This is a genomic window from Marinobacter sp. ANT_B65 (assembly GCF_002407605.1).
Taxonomy (GTDB): domain Bacteria; phylum Pseudomonadota; class Gammaproteobacteria; order Pseudomonadales; family Oleiphilaceae; genus Marinobacter.
Genome location: NZ_NXGV01000005.1, coordinates 1 through 14577 on the forward strand (window position 1 = coordinate 1; position 14577 = coordinate 14577).

Here is a 14577-nt window from a genome sequence, read left to right on the forward strand (position 1 = left end):
GGACCGGAGTGGACGAACCGCTGGTGTTCCAGTTGTCTCGCCAGAGGCATTGCTGGGTAGCTACGTTCGGACAGGATAACCGCTGAAAGCATCTAAGCGGGAAGCCCCTTCCAAGATGAGATCTCCCTGAGGCCTTGAGCCTCCTGAAGAGCCGTTCAAGACCAGGACGTTGATAGGTCGGGTGTGTAAGCGCTGCGAGGCGTTGAGCTAACCGATACTAATTGCTCGTGCGGCTTGACTATATAACACCCAAGACAATTGCGGATTTCGCAACGAAAAAATCATTATTACTGTTCTCTCTCATCCCCCAGTGATCGACCGTTTTGTCTGACGACCATAGCGGCCTGGTACCACCTGATCCCATCCCGAACTCAGAAGTGAAACAGGCCTGCGCCGATGGTAGTGTGGCATTGCCCATGTGAGAGTAGGTCATCGTCAGACTCTTAATACCAAAAACCCCCTGCGGAACACCGCAGGGGGTTTTTTTTGTCTTTTTATCGTTCTTGGCCATTGATGGCTTTGGCGCTACACCGGTACCCCAACCCGATAGACCACTCGTGGTTTGTCAGAACCTGGCGGTTTACCGGGGGGGCAACCTCGCTATATATTGAGCTTTATGGTCTGAGGCCGTCACCAGAGTTAAGGTTTTGCATCAACCCTGAGTAACCCTCTCTGATCCTCCCACTTCACTTGTACCTCATCCGGGCTGAACTGATAGAGGTAATCAGGAATGTCTCGACCTTCAAACTGCCGCTGGACAAAGTCGTATACCTGAGGCTCCAGAATGGGGCCGGGATAGAGATAGCCGTGCGGCGCTCCCTGTTTAACGAAGAGTACAGAGCGAGGCGTGGCAGCGACGTTAAGCTCGATCGGAAGTGCGGGGGTGGCTGCCTGTGAGTTCTGAGTAAAAAAGGCCCAGTTGTCACCAGCGGAGGCGGCGAAGTCGTTAAGGTAATAGGCGAAGTCGCCATAGGCCTCATCGGTGTTGCCTGGGTTGGGGTTGAGGGTAACTACGATGGCCTTGCCAGAGACCCAGGCTTCCGCCATTGACTGGCTGGAGGTGCCGGCCGACGCGCAGGCGGATATCAGGAGTGCCAGACCCAGAGTGATTGATGAACGTAGCAGTTTCATGGTCATTTCAGGCTCTTTAACGGGATAGGCAGATTGTTGGAAATGGTGCGCTGATTGAAGAAAAACTTGAATTCGTAAGCAAGCCCGTAAGGGTCCAGCCGTTTGTCGAAGTGGGGGGTGTCCGGATTAGAGAAATCTCCGCCCCAGCGAAAGCCAGCAGCTTTCAGATCGCTGATAAAATTGGTGGCTCCTTCGGACTGGCGACCGGCGGCAAAAGTGCGACTGTTGTTCCAGTTGCTACCGTCAACAATGTTGCAGTCGATGGCGTGGCCAATCAGGTGTTGTGAGCGGGTTGCAGGAGGAACCACTGATCCGGAAACTGGAGCACCGTGCACCCGGAAGGCCTGATTCAGCACGATTTTCACCGAGCGTTCTCCGGCTTTCTTGTTGGCAGTGGTAAGCAGGTCTACGGCGGCTGCCGCTATTACCACATCGTCGTCACGAACCGAGGCGTGGCTCAGTACCCGGAAGCCGTCGCCAACCTCAACGTGGTCGAGTTGTTTGCTGTCCAGCCTTACAAGATCGCCGGTGCTGGTGTATCCCTGTTCTCGCCAGCGGCTGAGTTCTCTGGATGTCTGGGTATCCAGGCGCCCGTTCAGAGCCTGGGTCACCTTTTGGGTGTCGGTAACCAGAGATTGATTGAATCGTCTGTAAGAATGTGCAGAGAGACACCACTGGAACATTTTGACCGCACGTTCAGTGCCAGGGCCAAATTCCCCATCCACGAGGGTCAGGGGGATGTCCAGTGCCTGAAGAGCTTCCTGCAATGAGGTTATATAGGTCGCGACGTTTGGGCGTTTATGACCGCCCCAGATCTGTTTTTTGTCGCTGTCACCATTTTTGAGCTCGAATGGGCCGAAGGGTGAAGGTGTTGCCATTGGATATCCTTATCTGTCTTCAGATCAGAGGCAGAGTCCGCCAGTGACCGGGTCCGTGGAGTTTCTGTAGGGAGTTGCACCATGACCAGCAGGAAAGAGGCGGTTTGGTGAGATCACTCCGTGTGATCGGGGGCAGACTCCTGCGATGGACAATAGGGGGCACTCTCAAGGCTGTCAATGACGTTTTAGGCTGCACATTACTCACTAATAAAAAATAACTTCTCCAACAATTGACACCCGATTCAACCTACACTAACGTTGATTTTCAAATTAGCCAGGAAGGCGTCACGTTCAGGGATCAGGAACATATAGTCACTTTCGGTATGCCGTGAATAAGGTTGAAAGTGCCCCGTCTTGAAATGCCAATGTTCTTCATCTGCTGACTCTGTGCCTTCTTTTCCGGGACGGTGTTGTCGTGCTTAAGCGCTTCTGTATTTTGTCCGTTATTGTATTGGCCGCCTCGGTTGCGACGGGAGTCTACGCTGGTATGTTTGGATTTCTTAAAAAATATGATGTTCACCTTTTCCCCCCTGTTGAGGGGCGCCTCTTGCAGAACGGTAAGCCTCTGGAAGGTGTGGAGGTTATCAGGGAGGCGGCATACGACGAGGTGGAAACCGAAACGGTTATTACCGATGCTGATGGGCGTTTTTCCTTTTCCGAATGGACCACTCGTTCGAGTACCCCAGGCAAGCCCTTGATTGAAGCTCGGCTTCGTCAGGTGGTGGCGGCAAAGTATCAGGATGAATTTTATATATTGTGGCAGTACACAACAGATCAAGTTGTGCCGGAACCTGTGATTACGGCTCTTCTGGGGGCTCTTGATTGCGATATTGCTAATGAGGAAACTGATCATTATTTTCCGATTCCGGACAATCCCGGTTTTGAGCACATTATCGGTAGTATATGTAGGTGGGAAATTAAACCATAAGGACATGATATGCTGGCACTTTCACCACGCCTTGCCGCAGAGTTGGCGGATCTGGTATACGAAATTCAAGCTCCAAGCACTATTCCGAATCTTGGCCTGAAAAAGAGCCAAGAGCTAAAAGCCTCCTTTGATATTGATATCTCCAATGGGCCAGTAGCCGGCACTACGGGGGGCTTTTTCGGGCTGTTTTCAAAAACGTCGGGCTTTGCTTTGGTCGGTCATGGAAAGGGTCGCTTTCAGGGGCATCAGGTAGTAGCCATACGTGGCACTCAGGATGGTCATGATTGGTTGACCAACGGCAATGTAGGGTACTCAACCTGCTCAAGTGGCTCCACTGTGCATGCAGGTTTTAATACAGCTTTTGAGAGTATGCGGTCCGGTATTGAGTCGAGGCTGGCTCCACAAATGGCTTCAAGCGGAGTGCAGGGCGTCCACTGTGTTGGTCACAGTCTTGGTGGCGCGCTTGCCTCTCTGACTGCGGACTGGATTAAAGATCATTATCGCAAGCCGGTTAATTTGTATACTTTCGGGGCGCCGAGAGTCGGACTTGATGGATTTGCTCAGCGCTCTACTCATGCAACGGCTCGAATGTTTCGTTGTACTCACGGTGCGGACCCTGTGCCCAATGTGCCGCTCTGGCCGTTTATTCATGCACCTGTAAATGGTTTTGAATACCGTCTGGATAACGGTTCAGGGATCAGTGTTGATGCTCATGGGATGGGTAAAAGCAAGCGGCCAGGCTACAGGAATACTGCCAACACCCATGATTGGTCTCGGCTTCATCAGAGCTCACTGGACTATTTAAAGCAGCCAGTTCGGTTGGATTATGAGCGTCGCAATGAGGCTTCATTTTCGTCGTACTGGGCTGAGCGTATCTCTGCAGCACTGATTACCCTTTTGAAAGACGCGGGCTACTATGGTGCTGTGCTGGCACAGGCTGCGATCAGTTCAACCCTTACGTTCTACGATCTACTTGCCAGAACTATTCAACAGATTGCAGCAGCGTCTCAGAAGTTGGCAGATCAGGCTCGTGGCTTATTAGGGCATATGCTGGCATTTGCTCGGATGCCCGTAAACACCGTGGGGGAGCTAACCTTCACTTTTATTCGCTGGGTTTTTGATAAAACTGTAATGGCGCTCTATCGGGCTGTTCAGAGCGCCCTGCGGGGGACCTGGGAATAATTCTATGTCGTTAGATGATTCGTTCTATTTGCGTAATGAGTTGAATCAGACAGTCGTTTTCACGGCTACACCTAGACTTGATGAATCTGGCGCGCCGGAAAGTGAGGCATTCTTGCCTCACGCCACTTATGCCAGGGAAGCATTGCGTGCGATTCTTGATGCACAGCAGGACCCCTTCGCCAATCTGCTGACGGAGCTTTGGCTGTACGTCTACCAAAAGCCTTGGGCTGTGCCGGATACTGTGGACAAGTTAATCGTGGATATTGCAGACAAAATTGAGTACAGAGAGCTGTTCGTATATCTGGATTGAACTGTGTTTTATTGCGGGGGTAACTTGAAATTTCGGGCACAAAAAACTCAATAACAGAGTTATTTGTGCCCGAAAGCTTTATTTCAGTTTCGGACCGGCAGCTACAATTGCGTCGGAAACATCAAATTTCTTGAAGTTCTCCACGAACTGAGTGATCAGTTCCTTGGCCTTGCCATCATAGTAGTCGGCGCTGGCCCATGTATTACGTGGGTTCAGCAGACCTGAGTCTACGCCCGGTATGTGCTTGGGCACATCTACGTTAAGGGTAGGCAGGTGCTCGGTTTCCACATCGTCCAGGTCGCCGTTCTGAATCGCGCTGATGATGGCGCGGGTTGTCGGGATGCTGAAGCGAGTACCTTCTCCGTGCGGGCCACCTGTCCAGCCAGTGTTGACCAGGAAGACCTTGCTGCCGTATTCATCGATACGCTTCATGAGCAGCTCGGCGTATACGCCGGCCGGACGTGGGAAGAAGGGCGCACCAAAGCAGGTGGAAAAGGTAGATTTGAGTTTGGATGATGACCCCATTTCCGTAGAGCCAACCAAAGCCGTGTAGCCACTCAAGAAGTGGTATGCGGCGCCTTCGCGGCTCAGTATGGACACGGGAGGCAGTACTCCGGTCATGTCACATGTAAGGAAGACGATGTGCGACGGTTCGCCGGCCCGGTTTTCCAGAACGCGCTTTTCTACGTGCTCAAGCGGGTAGGCGCAACGGGAGTTTTCGGTCAGGGATACGTCGCTGTAATCCGGCTCGCGGGTTTCCTGATCAATGGTTACGTTCTCAACAATTGCGCCGAAACGGATCGCGTCCCAGATGATCGGTTCGTTCTTCTTGCTGAGGTCAATGCACTTGGCGTAACAGCCACCTTCGATGTTGAAGACAGTGCCGGGGCCCCAGCCATGTTCGTCATCGCCAATCAGGAAGCGATGGGGATCAGCAGATAGCGTGGTTTTGCCAGTGCCGGACAGGCCGAAGAACAGGCAGGTTTCGCCATCTTCGCCTACGTTGGCTGAGCAGTGCATTGGAAGAACGTCTTTTTCCGGCAGCAGGAAGTTTTGCACGGAGAACATGGCTTTCTTCATCTCACCGGCATAAAGCATTCCGGCCAGAAGCACTTTGCGACGTGCAAAGTTGATGATCACGCAACCTTCACTGTTGGTTCCGTCGCGTTCCGGCACGCATTCGAAATTGGCGGCATTCAGAACCTGCCATTCCTGTTTGTCTGCCTGGTTGTAGACTTCCGGGCGGATAAAAAGGTTACGGCCAAAAAGATTCTGCCAGGCAGTCTCGGTGGTCATTTTGACCGGCAGATAATGTTCGGGGTCGGAGCCGACGTGAACCAGGGAAACAAAGCTGTCTTTTTCAGCGATGTAGGCTTCTACGCGATCCCACAGGGCGTCGAATTTCTCGGCGTCGAAAGGGCGGTTGATCGGCCCCCAGTGGATGTCGTCAGAGGTGCTAGGCTCTTCAACGATATAACGATCCATTGGGGATCGTCCGGTACGTTTTCCGGTTTTTACAACCAGTGAGCCGTTGGCAGCTAGCTGGCCTTCGTTACGCGCCAGTGCTTCTTCGACCAGCCGTGCTGTACTCAGATCATTATAAGTGTTGCTCACTTCGACCTCGCCCTCGGGATGTCTTAGTGATTGCTCAGACCTCCCCCTGAAAGCTGGCGGAACACTGAACAATCGGGTCAATTCAGGCGCGTAATTATGCCAGATGCGCCGGTAAAAAACGACTGCTCCAGAAGCCGCGTGTTTGCAGGCTTCTGTGCGAATGCTTAGTCAGCCTAGTGTAACGTATGGCCAGTAAAAAGGTGGTCGATATCATTTCTATCGAACCGATAGTGTGCGTGACAAAACTGGCAATCCATCTCTATGGAGCCCTGTTCCTCCAGTATGCTGTAGCACTCTTCCTTGCCAATGGCTTCAAGCGCGTTGAGCGTTCTTTCTGTGGAGCAACTGCAGTGAAAAGCCACGTTTTCAGCATCAAAAAGTCGTACGGTTTCTTCATTGAACAGGCGGTGCAGCAGGGTTTCGCTGTCCAGTTCCAACAGCTCATCTGCTTCTACAGTGCGTGCAAGGTGATTAACCCGCTCCCAGAGCTCATTATCTTCGTCAGTTGCTCCGGGCAGGCGCTGAAGCATCAGGCCGGCGGCGCGATGTTCACTGGAAAACAGGAACAGGCTGGTGGGAATTTGTTCTGAGCGCTCGAAATACTCCTCAATGCAGCCTGCGAGGCTGTCGCGCTCCCGGGGGACCACTCCCTGATAGCGGTTGCCCTGCTGCGGGGTAATGGTGATGGCCATGCGTCCGTCGCCCAGCAGGTTGTGAAAGCTTTCCTCGCTTATTGCATGCTCATCAAATCGGGCCAGGCCACGAATTTTCCGGTCATGGCTGCATTCCGCCATCAGTGTCCGTAACGGGCCTTCTCCTTGTGCCTGAATGGACAGGGTGCCTTCAAATTTCAGGCTGCTGCTCATCACAATGCTTGCCACAAGGGCTTCGCCGAGCAGGCCCCGTATGGACTCCGGGTAAGGTGCCTGGCTGGTGATTTCACGATAGCTTTCGTCAAGCTGCACCCAGGCTCCGCGCACCTGGCTGTGTTCAAATATAAAACGCTGGAACTGATCGCGGGATGCCATGCTGGTTCTCCTGAAAACTGGGTGCTTGCATCGATAAATGACGGCAGAACTGTCTGTTCAGATACCGTTTTGATCACGGAATCGTTGAATATTGCGACGATCTTTCTTGGAAGGTCGCCGGGCTGGTGGCAATTGAGCCGCTTGCATGGTTTTACGCTGCCACGAAAGGTCTTCCCGTTTTTTAATGCTATCTTCAGTTTCGTGGTAAAGCTTTTGTGCTTCAGGTGCGCCGCGCCGGCGTTCACTTACATCGTCAACGACAACAACCTTTTCAAGTAACCCCAGGCGCAGGGTGAGTGTTGCGCCGGGCTCCACCAACCGGCCAGGTTTGCAACGCTGGCTGTTGTAGTGGACTTTGCCGCCTTCTACAGCTTCTTTGGCCAGGGAGCGGGTTTTGTAAAAACGTGCGGCCCAGAGCCATTTATCGAGCCTTACCCGTTGATCGTCTGAAGTAGATGCCGTCATGTCTCCTCACCTGATGGGCGTATGTCGGGATTATAGCGCTCTCAGCCTGCAGATGGCAGAGGGCTTTTCTGGGTAGGAGGCCTCTGCTGGTCCAGGGGTCTTTGCTGAAGGATGGAGCCCAGGATTTCGTTAAAGTGATGGATGCAGGGTATGTCGGGATGGGTTTCGCGGGGGTCTTGTTTGCTGTCCGGTGCCAGAATGCCCAGGCATTGGGCTATTCCGGCGGATCGGGCACTTTCCAGTACCGGGAAGCTGTCATCTACCATTAACGTTGTCGCGGCCCTGTAGGGTGCCAGTTGCTGCAGGTCTTTCCAGAACTCTACGTCTTCTTTGGGTTTGCCGAGTTGATGGCTGGAAACAATGCTGTCCACGAAGCCGTCCAGGCCCGTACGTTGCAACTTGAGTTTTAGTGGATCCGGGTGGCAGTTGGTTACGATCACGGATTTCAGGCCGGTTTTCCTGAGTGCCTGGAGAAAGTCAGCCACATGAGGGCGATAGCCGATGCGGTCGCCGACCTCAGATTTGAGTCCGGTGATGTCCATGGCAAGCCGTTCACTCCAGTAGTCGGTGCAATACCAGTTTAGAGTACCTCTCTCGGCCATAATCATGTTGATCAGCTGGGTTCGGGCTTCTCCAGGATGCAGGTCATAGTGTTCGGCGTAACGCTGGGGCAGATGTGTCAGCCAGAAATGATTATCAAAGTGCAGATCAAGCAGTGTTCCGTCCATGTCAAGGAACACGGTATCGAGGGATGTCCAGTTAATCATAAACAAAAACAGCCTGGGAAATTTTCTTCAGGCTGCCGCAGATCCAGATCTGAGGCAAGTCTGGATGTTACTGATTCTCTGCAATACCAGGGTCGTGTCTTGAAGCCCGACCCCTGGTTTCACACTTTCTTTAAATGGGATTTTCGGTTCAGGCCGCGTATTCCAGCGTGGTTTGGGGGGGTAGTACGCAACTATCGCTGGCAGCGGGAGCAGTAAACCGTGGACCGGCTGCTCAGGCGGATTTCTTTCAAGGGTATTTCGCATTCAGGGCAGGGCTCACCGGCCCGGCCATAAACCAGTAATGACTGGGCGAAGTAGCCCGGCTTCCCGTCGCTGTTCACGAAATCCCTGAGGGTGGTTCCGCCCATCAGGATTGCGGCGCTCAGAATTTCCTTGATGCCCTCCGCAAGCCGGTTATAGCGATCCAGACTGATCCTCCCGGCTTTACGGCGGGGGTGGATCCCGGCTTTGAACAAGGCTTCATTGGCGTAGATGTTGCCCACTCCAACAACCACGTGGCTGTCCATAATGAACGATTTTACCGGAGTGTTTTTGCTCCGGGATAACCGGAACAGCATCCTGCCGTTAAACTCAGGTGACAGCGGTTCGGGTCCGAGACTGGCGATCAGCGGATGGGTTTCTGCTGCGTCAGTCCAGAGCCAGCAACCGAACCTGCGAGGGTCATTAAAGCGCAGAATGACACCGGAATGTAACAGAAGATCGATATGATCGTGTGTCTGAGCCGGGGTGTTGTCGGTGATGATGCGAAGACTGCCGGACATACCGAGATGAATGATGGCTGTGCCCTGGTCCAGGTTCAGGAACAGGTATTTTGCCCGTCGATCAACAGTGCGGATAACCCGGCCTTCCATATGCGCGGCTATATCCCCGGGCACTGGCCAGCGCAGATTTCCATTGCGCACCTGGATCCGGGTGATGGTTTGTCCTTCGCAATGGGGTGCTATTCCCTGTCTTGTGGTTTCAACTTCGGGTAATTCGGGCACTCAGCCTGTCTCCGGTCGGGTTTGTGGCGTGTGATGGCGCGTATGTGTGAACAGTAACAAAATTGAGCTTAAGGTCTGTTGTTTTAGCTAACACCTGTACGCTAGAGTAAGGCTGTTGGTGTCTTTTAAGTCGCCACAGATTCCGAATTGAGGATTAAATATGTGGTTTAACGGTCTCCTTGACCTGTCGGTGATGCAGCTCGTTCTGGTAACTCTGGGCATGACGCACATCACTATTATCAGTGTGACGCTCTATCTGCATCGCCATTCGGCTCACAACTCACTGGATCTGCATCCTGCTCTTAAGCACTTCTTCCGCTTCTGGTTGTGGCTGACTACTGCGCAGAATACCAAAGAATGGACAGCGATCCACCGCAAGCATCACGCCAAATGCGAAACCGCTGAAGATCCACACAGCCCGGTAGTGCTCGGGATAAAAAAAGTACTTTTTGAAGGCGCCGAGCTCTATGCCTCGGCAGCTACGCCCGAGACGCTTGAGCGGTATGGCCAGCGGACTCCGGAAGACTGGATTGAGCGAAAGGTATACAGCCGCTACAAGATGTTGGGCATTGTATTGATGGCGGTGATTAATCTGGCACTTTTCGGAGTGCACGGAATCTGGATATGGGCAGTACAGATGGCCTGGATTCCTTTCTGGGCTGCCGGTGTAGTAAACGGTGTCGGCCACTGGATGGGCTACCGGAACTTTGAGTGTGCAGATAATGCCCGCAATATTTCGCCATTCGGGTTGCTGATTGGCGGTGAGGAGTTGCACAACAACCACCATACGTATCCGAATTCGTCCAAACTTTCGCGCCGCTGGTATGAAGTGGACATTGGCTGGGGGTACATTCGGCTGTTCCAGCTGTTTGGCTTGGCGAAGCCCAAAGGATACCGGCCAATTGCGCATTATATTCCGGGAAAACAGGATGTGGATGTGGAAACGGTGCAGGCCATTGCCAATAACCGCTTCGATATCATGCGCCAGTATCGCAAGCGGGTAACGGAGCCGGTGCTGCGTCAGCAAAAGAGCCTGATGGAGGAAGAAATCCGTTCCGGCTACGGCAAGTTAAAGCAGCTTCTGTCACGTGAAGTAACGCTGATCAAGCCGCGCGAGAAGGAAACTCTGGAATCGGTTCTGGAGAGTAATGCGGTTTTACGCCAGATTTATGAGAAAAGTCATGAGCTGCAGGCCCTTTGGCGCCAGCGTGGACTCAAGCCTCAGGACAAGCTGCAGGCACTGATGGAGTGGTGCAAAGAGGCTGAGGCCAGCGGCATCCGGTATCTGGAAGACTTTGCTGCCCACTTGCGGGCTTACTCGTTGCGTCCGGCGGCCTGAGCTACCCGGTATAAACAGTAAGTAACCTGGCCAGCAGTTTTCTGACGGTGCAGGTGCCAGGTGGAAGGCGCATCCGGTGCCTGGATTTCGCTCTCATGTTCTACGTAGACCCAGCCGCCGGGTTTTACCCAGCCTTGAGTGTCCAGCAGGGGAAAGAGGGTGGGCAGCCAGCCCTGTCGGAACGGTGGGTCCATAAAGATGATGTCGAACGGTTGCCGGTTTCGCTGGCTGAGGTAGGCGTCCACACCAGCGCATATCACCGTGCCTGCATCGGAACCAAGCAGCCGAAGGTTGTCCCGCAGAGCTGTTGCGAGGGCCGCATTGTTGTCAACAAGCGTGGCTTGTGTCGCGCCTCTGGAAAGCGCTTCCAGCCCCAGTGCTCCCGAGCCGGAAAACAGGTCCAGGCAATCGCTGCCCGCCAGGTGAAATGAAAGCCAGTTAAACAAGGTTTCCCGCGTGCGCGCCGGCGTCGGGCGCACACCGCCGGCATCGGGAAACCGGAGTTTCCGGCTGCGCCAGTCACCGCCGATTATGCGCAGTTCCCCCGCTGCGCTCTGATTTTGCTTCTTCCCCCGGGCGATTCCCTTTGGGTGGGTGTTTGGGGGCCGCGGGCCGGCGGATTTTCTGCGGGTCATCTTGTTAACTCCGGAAGCGGATCACGTTCACTGTGTGTGGTGTATCTTAGCGGAAACCACGCCGCCCATGACAATCTACGCGATCCTCACTTCCCGCAGACTCTCTGCTAGAATGTGCGCTCTAATTTGTCCCGCCCATTCAGACTGATGGTATGACTTTATGATGGCAGAGTGGATTTCAGTCGGCCTCCTGGCCCTTCTTGTGTTCGTGTTTGTTCTGGATATCGCCAGCAACCGTCGCCGTGTGCCGCGGCCGAAGCCTGTGCCCCAACGCAAACCGGAGGCCGCGAGAGGCCCGGCGCCTGCGGCACTGGCTGAGAAGAAAACCGCAGAAACCACCCCTGAGCCCGTGCCTGAGGAAACCGTTGAAATAACGGCAGCGGTCGAGCCAGAGGTCAGTCCCGCACCAGAACCTGAGCCGGAAAAAGCTCAGGAGCCTGAATCTGCGCCTCAGTTGAGTGTTTTTGAGCGGATAAAGCAGGGGCTGGGAAAAACCCGCGCAGGTCTGACCGGCGGTATGGCAGATCTGTTCTCCGTTGGTAAGAAAATTGACGAAGATCTGCTGGAAGATATTGAAACCACGCTGCTGATGGCGGATGTGGGTGTTACCGCAACCTCGGAAATCATTGAGTCCCTCACAGAAAAACTTCAGCGCAATCAGCTCAAGGACGGCGAAGCCTTGCGCAAAGCCCTGCGAGATGAACTCCAGGGACTGCTCAAGGACGTTACAAAGCCGCTGACTCTGGACTCGGCTGAAAAGCCATACGTGATTCTGATGGTTGGTGTGAATGGAGTCGGTAAGACCACGACTATTGGCAAGCTCACCAAAAAATTCCAGAGCGAGGGCAAGTCAGTAATGCTGGCGGCTGGTGACACTTTCCGTGCGGCTGCCGTTGAGCAGCTCCAGGTATGGGGGGAGCGTAATAATGTTCCTGTCGTGGCCCAGCACACGGGGGCTGACAGTGCTTCGGTGATCTTCGACGCGATTCAGTCGGGTAAATCCCGCGGTGTGGACGTGGTGATTGCCGATACTGCTGGCCGATTACAGAACAAAGACAACCTGATGAGCGAGCTGGAAAAGGTTGTCCGGGTAATGAAAAAGCTGGATGAAACCGCCCCCCACGAAGTGATGCTCGTGCTAGATGCCGGCACGGGGCAGAATGCCCTGAGCCAGGCTCAGGTTTTCCAGAAAGCTGTCGGCGTTAGTGGGATTACCTTAACGAAACTGGACGGCACCGCTAAAGGCGGTATCGTGTTTGCGATTGCCCGCCAGTTACAGCTTCCCATTCGTTTTATCGGCGTTGGTGAGCAGGTTGATGATCTGCGCAGTTTTGACGCTGAAACCTTCGTTGATGCGTTGTTTGCCGAATAACCCGGCTTTGTGGAGCAGTAGCCCGCTATGATCGAATTCCGTCAGGTGACCAAGCGGTACGACAGCGACCATACTGCGCTGCGCCAGGTGAATTTTCACCTGGGGCGCGGTGAGCTGGCATTTCTGACCGGGCATTCCGGTGCGGGCAAAAGCACCCTGCTTAAACTGCTCATGGTTATGGAGCGACCCAGTGCTGGTGAAGTGGTTGTCGGTGGACAGGTGCTCAATAGCCTGCCAAGGCGCCAGATTCCCTATATTCGCCGGCATATTGGTGTGGTGTTCCAGAACCATCAGTTACTCTTTGATCGCACAGTGTTCGATAACGTAGCCATGCCGCTTGAAGTAATGGGTGCGTCTCCCCGTGATACGGGCCGGCGGGTGCGCGCAGCGCTCGATAAGGTTGGCCTGCTTAGCAAGGAAAAAATGAACCCCTTACAGCTCTCTGGTGGAGAGCAGCAGCGCGTGGGAATTGCCCGTGCGGTGGTGAACAAGCCGCCCTTGCTACTGGCCGATGAGCCGACCGGAAATCTGGACCCGAAGCTGTCTGCAGACATCATGAACCTGTTTGCCCAGTTCAGTCAGGTGGGTGTAACCGTACTGATTGCCAGTCACGATATTGCCCTGATCAACGAAATGGGACGGCGTATATTGACGCTGGACCACGGCAATCTGATTGCAGGCGGGAATCCGTTGCAAGGAGGTTCCGGTGGCCGCTGATCCAACGCTCAGGTCGCGCAAACCGGATCCTGCCCGTGGGGCAAGGGTCTCCCGGTCGCCATGGCGTGAGCAGGCAGAATCTTATTTCGTCCATCATCGTAAAGTGGCCAGTGACAGTGCTGTGCGCATGTGGCGCACGCCGGTAGCAAGCTTGATGACGTGGGCCGTTATGGGTGTTGCACTTGCGTTGCCTGTGGCCTTGTTATTGCTATTAACGAGTCTTCAGGGGGTGAGTGCCGGCTGGGAGAGCAGCGCCCGTGTAACCGCTTATATGCAGCTGGATTCAAGCCTTGAGCAGACTCGGGAGCTTGCCAGTGAGATAGGGTCGGATGGCCGTGTGGCCGGGCTGGAACTGATAGACCGGGATCGGGCGCTTGAAGAATTCCGGGCTTCATCCGGCCTTGACGAAGCTCTGGATTACCTGGATGAGAACCCGTTGCCACACACCTTGCTGATCACCCCCGAGGAGAATGCCCGGTCTGCCGAGGGTGTTGCTGCGCTGGTGACCTTTATTGAAGGAATGGGCGGGGTCGAAAGGGTTCAGGTGGATCTGGGTTGGCTGCAGCGTCTCAATGCCATGACTGACCTGCTTGCGCGAGCTGTATGGGCCCTGGCAATACTGCTGGCTGCGGCTGTAGTACTGGTGATTGGCAATACCGTAAGGTTGTCCATTGAAAGTCGCCGTGATGAGATTCTGGTGGCCAAGCTGGTTGGCGGGACTGACGGTTTTGTGCGTCGGCCTTTTTTGTATACGGGCGCCTGGTTTGGTTTGGGCGGTGGCGTTGTTGCATGGATACTTCTGCAGCTTTCGCTGTGGTGGCTGAGTGGTCCTGTCGAACGTCTGGCGGGGCTGTATCGCAGTGACTTCTCGCTCAACGGTCTGAGTTTTGACGGTGGGCTTGCATTGATTATTTCAGCGATGCTGCTAGGCTGGCTGGGCGCCTGGGTCGCGGTAAAGCGCCATCTGGATGACATTGAGCCGGGAGAAATTGCCGGCGGCTGATGATTTGAATTGTGACAATATTGTATTGAAATTGTGGTAATACCGTATTGAATAGGAAGCTTGTTTTGGAGTAGTTTCTTATCTATAGGAATAGCCATGGTGAATTTCCCATTTTGTTGATTTAAAACGTTTTATTGGGAAATTTTGGAACTTTTTAGGTTCTTGGCGGTCTAAGACCTATTCGCATGCTCTATGCGATCGTCA

15 protein-coding genes and 2 rRNA genes are annotated in these 14577 nt (G+C 53.9%); 9 read left to right on the forward strand and 8 right to left on the reverse strand.

Annotation, left to right across the window (positions count from 1 at the left end):
- A 23S ribosomal RNA gene (locus tag CPA50_RS17380) occupies positions 1-242 on the forward strand; the annotation flags it as partial.
- An 84-nt stretch (positions 243-326) separates the two neighbouring features.
- A 5S ribosomal RNA gene (gene rrf, locus CPA50_RS17385) occupies positions 327-441 on the forward strand.
- 198 nt (positions 442-639) lie between these two features.
- Here the strand turns inward: rrf and CPA50_RS17390 are convergent.
- Together CPA50_RS17390 and CPA50_RS17395 are read right to left on the reverse strand one after the other, a co-directional pair.
- Positions 640-1137 carry a hypothetical protein gene (locus tag CPA50_RS17390; protein WP_096783813.1) on the reverse strand — a complete coding sequence of 166 codons (498 nt, stop codon included), beginning with the start codon at positions 1135-1137 and terminating at the stop codon, positions 640-642.
- Complete coding sequence (locus CPA50_RS17395; RefSeq protein ID WP_096783814.1) at positions 1134-2009, reverse strand: M15 family metallopeptidase; 876 nt, start codon at positions 2007-2009, stop codon at positions 1134-1136. Before CPA50_RS17395 ends, CPA50_RS17390 begins: the two co-directional genes overlap by 4 nt.
- 415 nt (positions 2010-2424) lie before the next feature.
- Between CPA50_RS17395 and CPA50_RS17400 the strand changes: the two genes are divergently transcribed.
- The 3 genes from CPA50_RS17400 to CPA50_RS17410 are packed head-to-tail and all read left to right on the forward strand — an operon-like array spanning position 2425 to position 4429.
- Entirely contained in the window at positions 2425-2937 is a 513-nt protein-coding gene (locus tag CPA50_RS17400) for a DUF6795 domain-containing protein (protein WP_143750766.1), read from the forward strand.
- A 9-nt stretch (positions 2938-2946) separates the two neighbouring features.
- On the forward strand, positions 2947-4119 hold the full coding sequence (locus tag CPA50_RS17405; RefSeq protein ID WP_096783816.1) for a lipase family protein: 1173 nt from the start codon (positions 2947-2949) through the stop codon (positions 4117-4119).
- 4 nt (positions 4120-4123) lie between these two features.
- A complete protein-coding gene (locus CPA50_RS17410; RefSeq protein ID WP_096783817.1) occupies positions 4124-4429 on the forward strand; it encodes a hypothetical protein in 306 nt (101 codons plus the stop codon).
- A 78-nt stretch (positions 4430-4507) separates the two neighbouring features.
- Here CPA50_RS17410 and CPA50_RS17415 read toward each other — a convergent pair whose 3' ends face one another.
- The 5 genes from CPA50_RS17415 to mutM all read right to left on the reverse strand — a co-directional run bounded on the left by CPA50_RS17415 (position 4508) and on the right by mutM (position 9307).
- Complete coding sequence (locus CPA50_RS17415; RefSeq protein ID WP_096783818.1) at positions 4508-6043, reverse strand: phosphoenolpyruvate carboxykinase; 1536 nt, start codon at positions 6041-6043, stop codon at positions 4508-4510.
- 173 nt (positions 6044-6216) lie between these two features.
- The gene (hslO, locus tag CPA50_RS17420) at positions 6217-7071 is read right to left on the reverse strand and encodes an Hsp33 family molecular chaperone HslO (protein ID WP_096783819.1); all 855 of its coding nucleotides are present in this window, start codon (positions 7069-7071) and stop codon (positions 6217-6219) included.
- Positions 7072-7128: 57 nt separating this feature from the next.
- A complete protein-coding gene (gene hslR / locus CPA50_RS17425) occupies positions 7129-7536 on the reverse strand; it encodes a ribosome-associated heat shock protein Hsp15 (protein ID WP_096783820.1) in 408 nt (135 codons plus the stop codon).
- 41 nt (positions 7537-7577) lie between these two features.
- Entirely contained in the window at positions 7578-8303 is a 726-nt protein-coding gene (yrfG, locus tag CPA50_RS17430; RefSeq protein WP_096783821.1) for a GMP/IMP nucleotidase, read from the reverse strand.
- 191 nt (positions 8304-8494) lie between these two features.
- A complete protein-coding gene (mutM, locus tag CPA50_RS17435; protein WP_096783822.1) occupies positions 8495-9307 on the reverse strand; it encodes a bifunctional DNA-formamidopyrimidine glycosylase/DNA-(apurinic or apyrimidinic site) lyase in 813 nt (270 codons plus the stop codon).
- A gap of 160 nt (positions 9308-9467) precedes the next feature.
- On the opposite strand from mutM, the gene CPA50_RS17440 reads away from it, so the two are divergent.
- A complete protein-coding gene (locus tag CPA50_RS17440; protein WP_096783823.1) occupies positions 9468-10646 on the forward strand; it encodes a fatty acid desaturase in 1179 nt (392 codons plus the stop codon).
- On the opposite strand, the gene rsmD is transcribed toward CPA50_RS17440, so the two are convergent.
- Complete coding sequence (gene rsmD, locus CPA50_RS17445; RefSeq protein WP_096783824.1) at positions 10622-11281, reverse strand: 16S rRNA (guanine(966)-N(2))-methyltransferase RsmD; 660 nt, start codon at positions 11279-11281, stop codon at positions 10622-10624. The genes CPA50_RS17440 and rsmD overlap by 25 nt on opposite strands.
- 160 nt (positions 11282-11441) lie before the next feature.
- Here rsmD and ftsY point away from each other — a divergent pair, with 160 nt between their 5' ends.
- Genes ftsY through ftsX form a run of 3 tightly spaced genes read left to right on the forward strand, consistent with a single transcriptional unit; the run spans position 11442 to position 14373 of the window.
- The gene (gene ftsY, locus CPA50_RS17450) at positions 11442-12653 is read left to right on the forward strand and encodes a signal recognition particle-docking protein FtsY (protein WP_096783825.1); all 1212 of its coding nucleotides are present in this window, start codon (positions 11442-11444) and stop codon (positions 12651-12653) included.
- A gap of 27 nt (positions 12654-12680) precedes the next feature.
- Positions 12681-13370 carry a cell division ATP-binding protein FtsE gene (gene ftsE / locus CPA50_RS17455; protein WP_096783826.1) on the forward strand — a complete coding sequence of 230 codons (690 nt, stop codon included), beginning with the start codon at positions 12681-12683 and terminating at the stop codon, positions 13368-13370.
- Entirely contained in the window at positions 13360-14373 is a 1014-nt protein-coding gene (gene ftsX / locus CPA50_RS17460; protein WP_096783827.1) for a permease-like cell division protein FtsX, read from the forward strand. Before ftsE ends, ftsX begins: the two co-directional genes overlap by 11 nt.
- Positions 14374-14577 lie beyond the last annotated feature (204 nt).

Coding starts and splice junctions, on each gene's coding strand:
- ftsE (WP_096783826.1), top strand. CDS start 12,681: ATGATCGAATTCCGTCAGGTGACCAAGCGGTACGACAGCGACCATACT.
- hslO (WP_096783819.1), bottom strand. CDS start 7,071: ATGGCATCCCGCGATCAGTTCCAGCGTTTTATATTTGAACACAGCCAG.
- CPA50_RS17405 (WP_096783816.1), top strand. CDS start 2,947: ATGCTGGCACTTTCACCACGCCTTGCCGCAGAGTTGGCGGATCTGGTA.
- CPA50_RS17410 (WP_096783817.1), top strand. CDS start 4,124: ATGTCGTTAGATGATTCGTTCTATTTGCGTAATGAGTTGAATCAGACA.
- ftsY (WP_096783825.1), top strand. CDS start 11,442: ATGATGGCAGAGTGGATTTCAGTCGGCCTCCTGGCCCTTCTTGTGTTC.
- yrfG (WP_096783821.1), bottom strand. CDS start 8,303: ATGATTAACTGGACATCCCTCGATACCGTGTTCCTTGACATGGACGGA.
- CPA50_RS17440 (WP_096783823.1), top strand. CDS start 9,468: ATGTGGTTTAACGGTCTCCTTGACCTGTCGGTGATGCAGCTCGTTCTG.
- hslR (WP_096783820.1), bottom strand. CDS start 7,536: ATGACGGCATCTACTTCAGACGATCAACGGGTAAGGCTCGATAAATGG.
- CPA50_RS17390 (WP_096783813.1), bottom strand. CDS start 1,137: ATGACCATGAAACTGCTACGTTCATCAATCACTCTGGGTCTGGCACTC.
- CPA50_RS17395 (WP_096783814.1), bottom strand. CDS start 2,009: ATGGCAACACCTTCACCCTTCGGCCCATTCGAGCTCAAAAATGGTGAC.
- rsmD (WP_096783824.1), bottom strand. CDS start 11,281: ATGACCCGCAGAAAATCCGCCGGCCCGCGGCCCCCAAACACCCACCCA.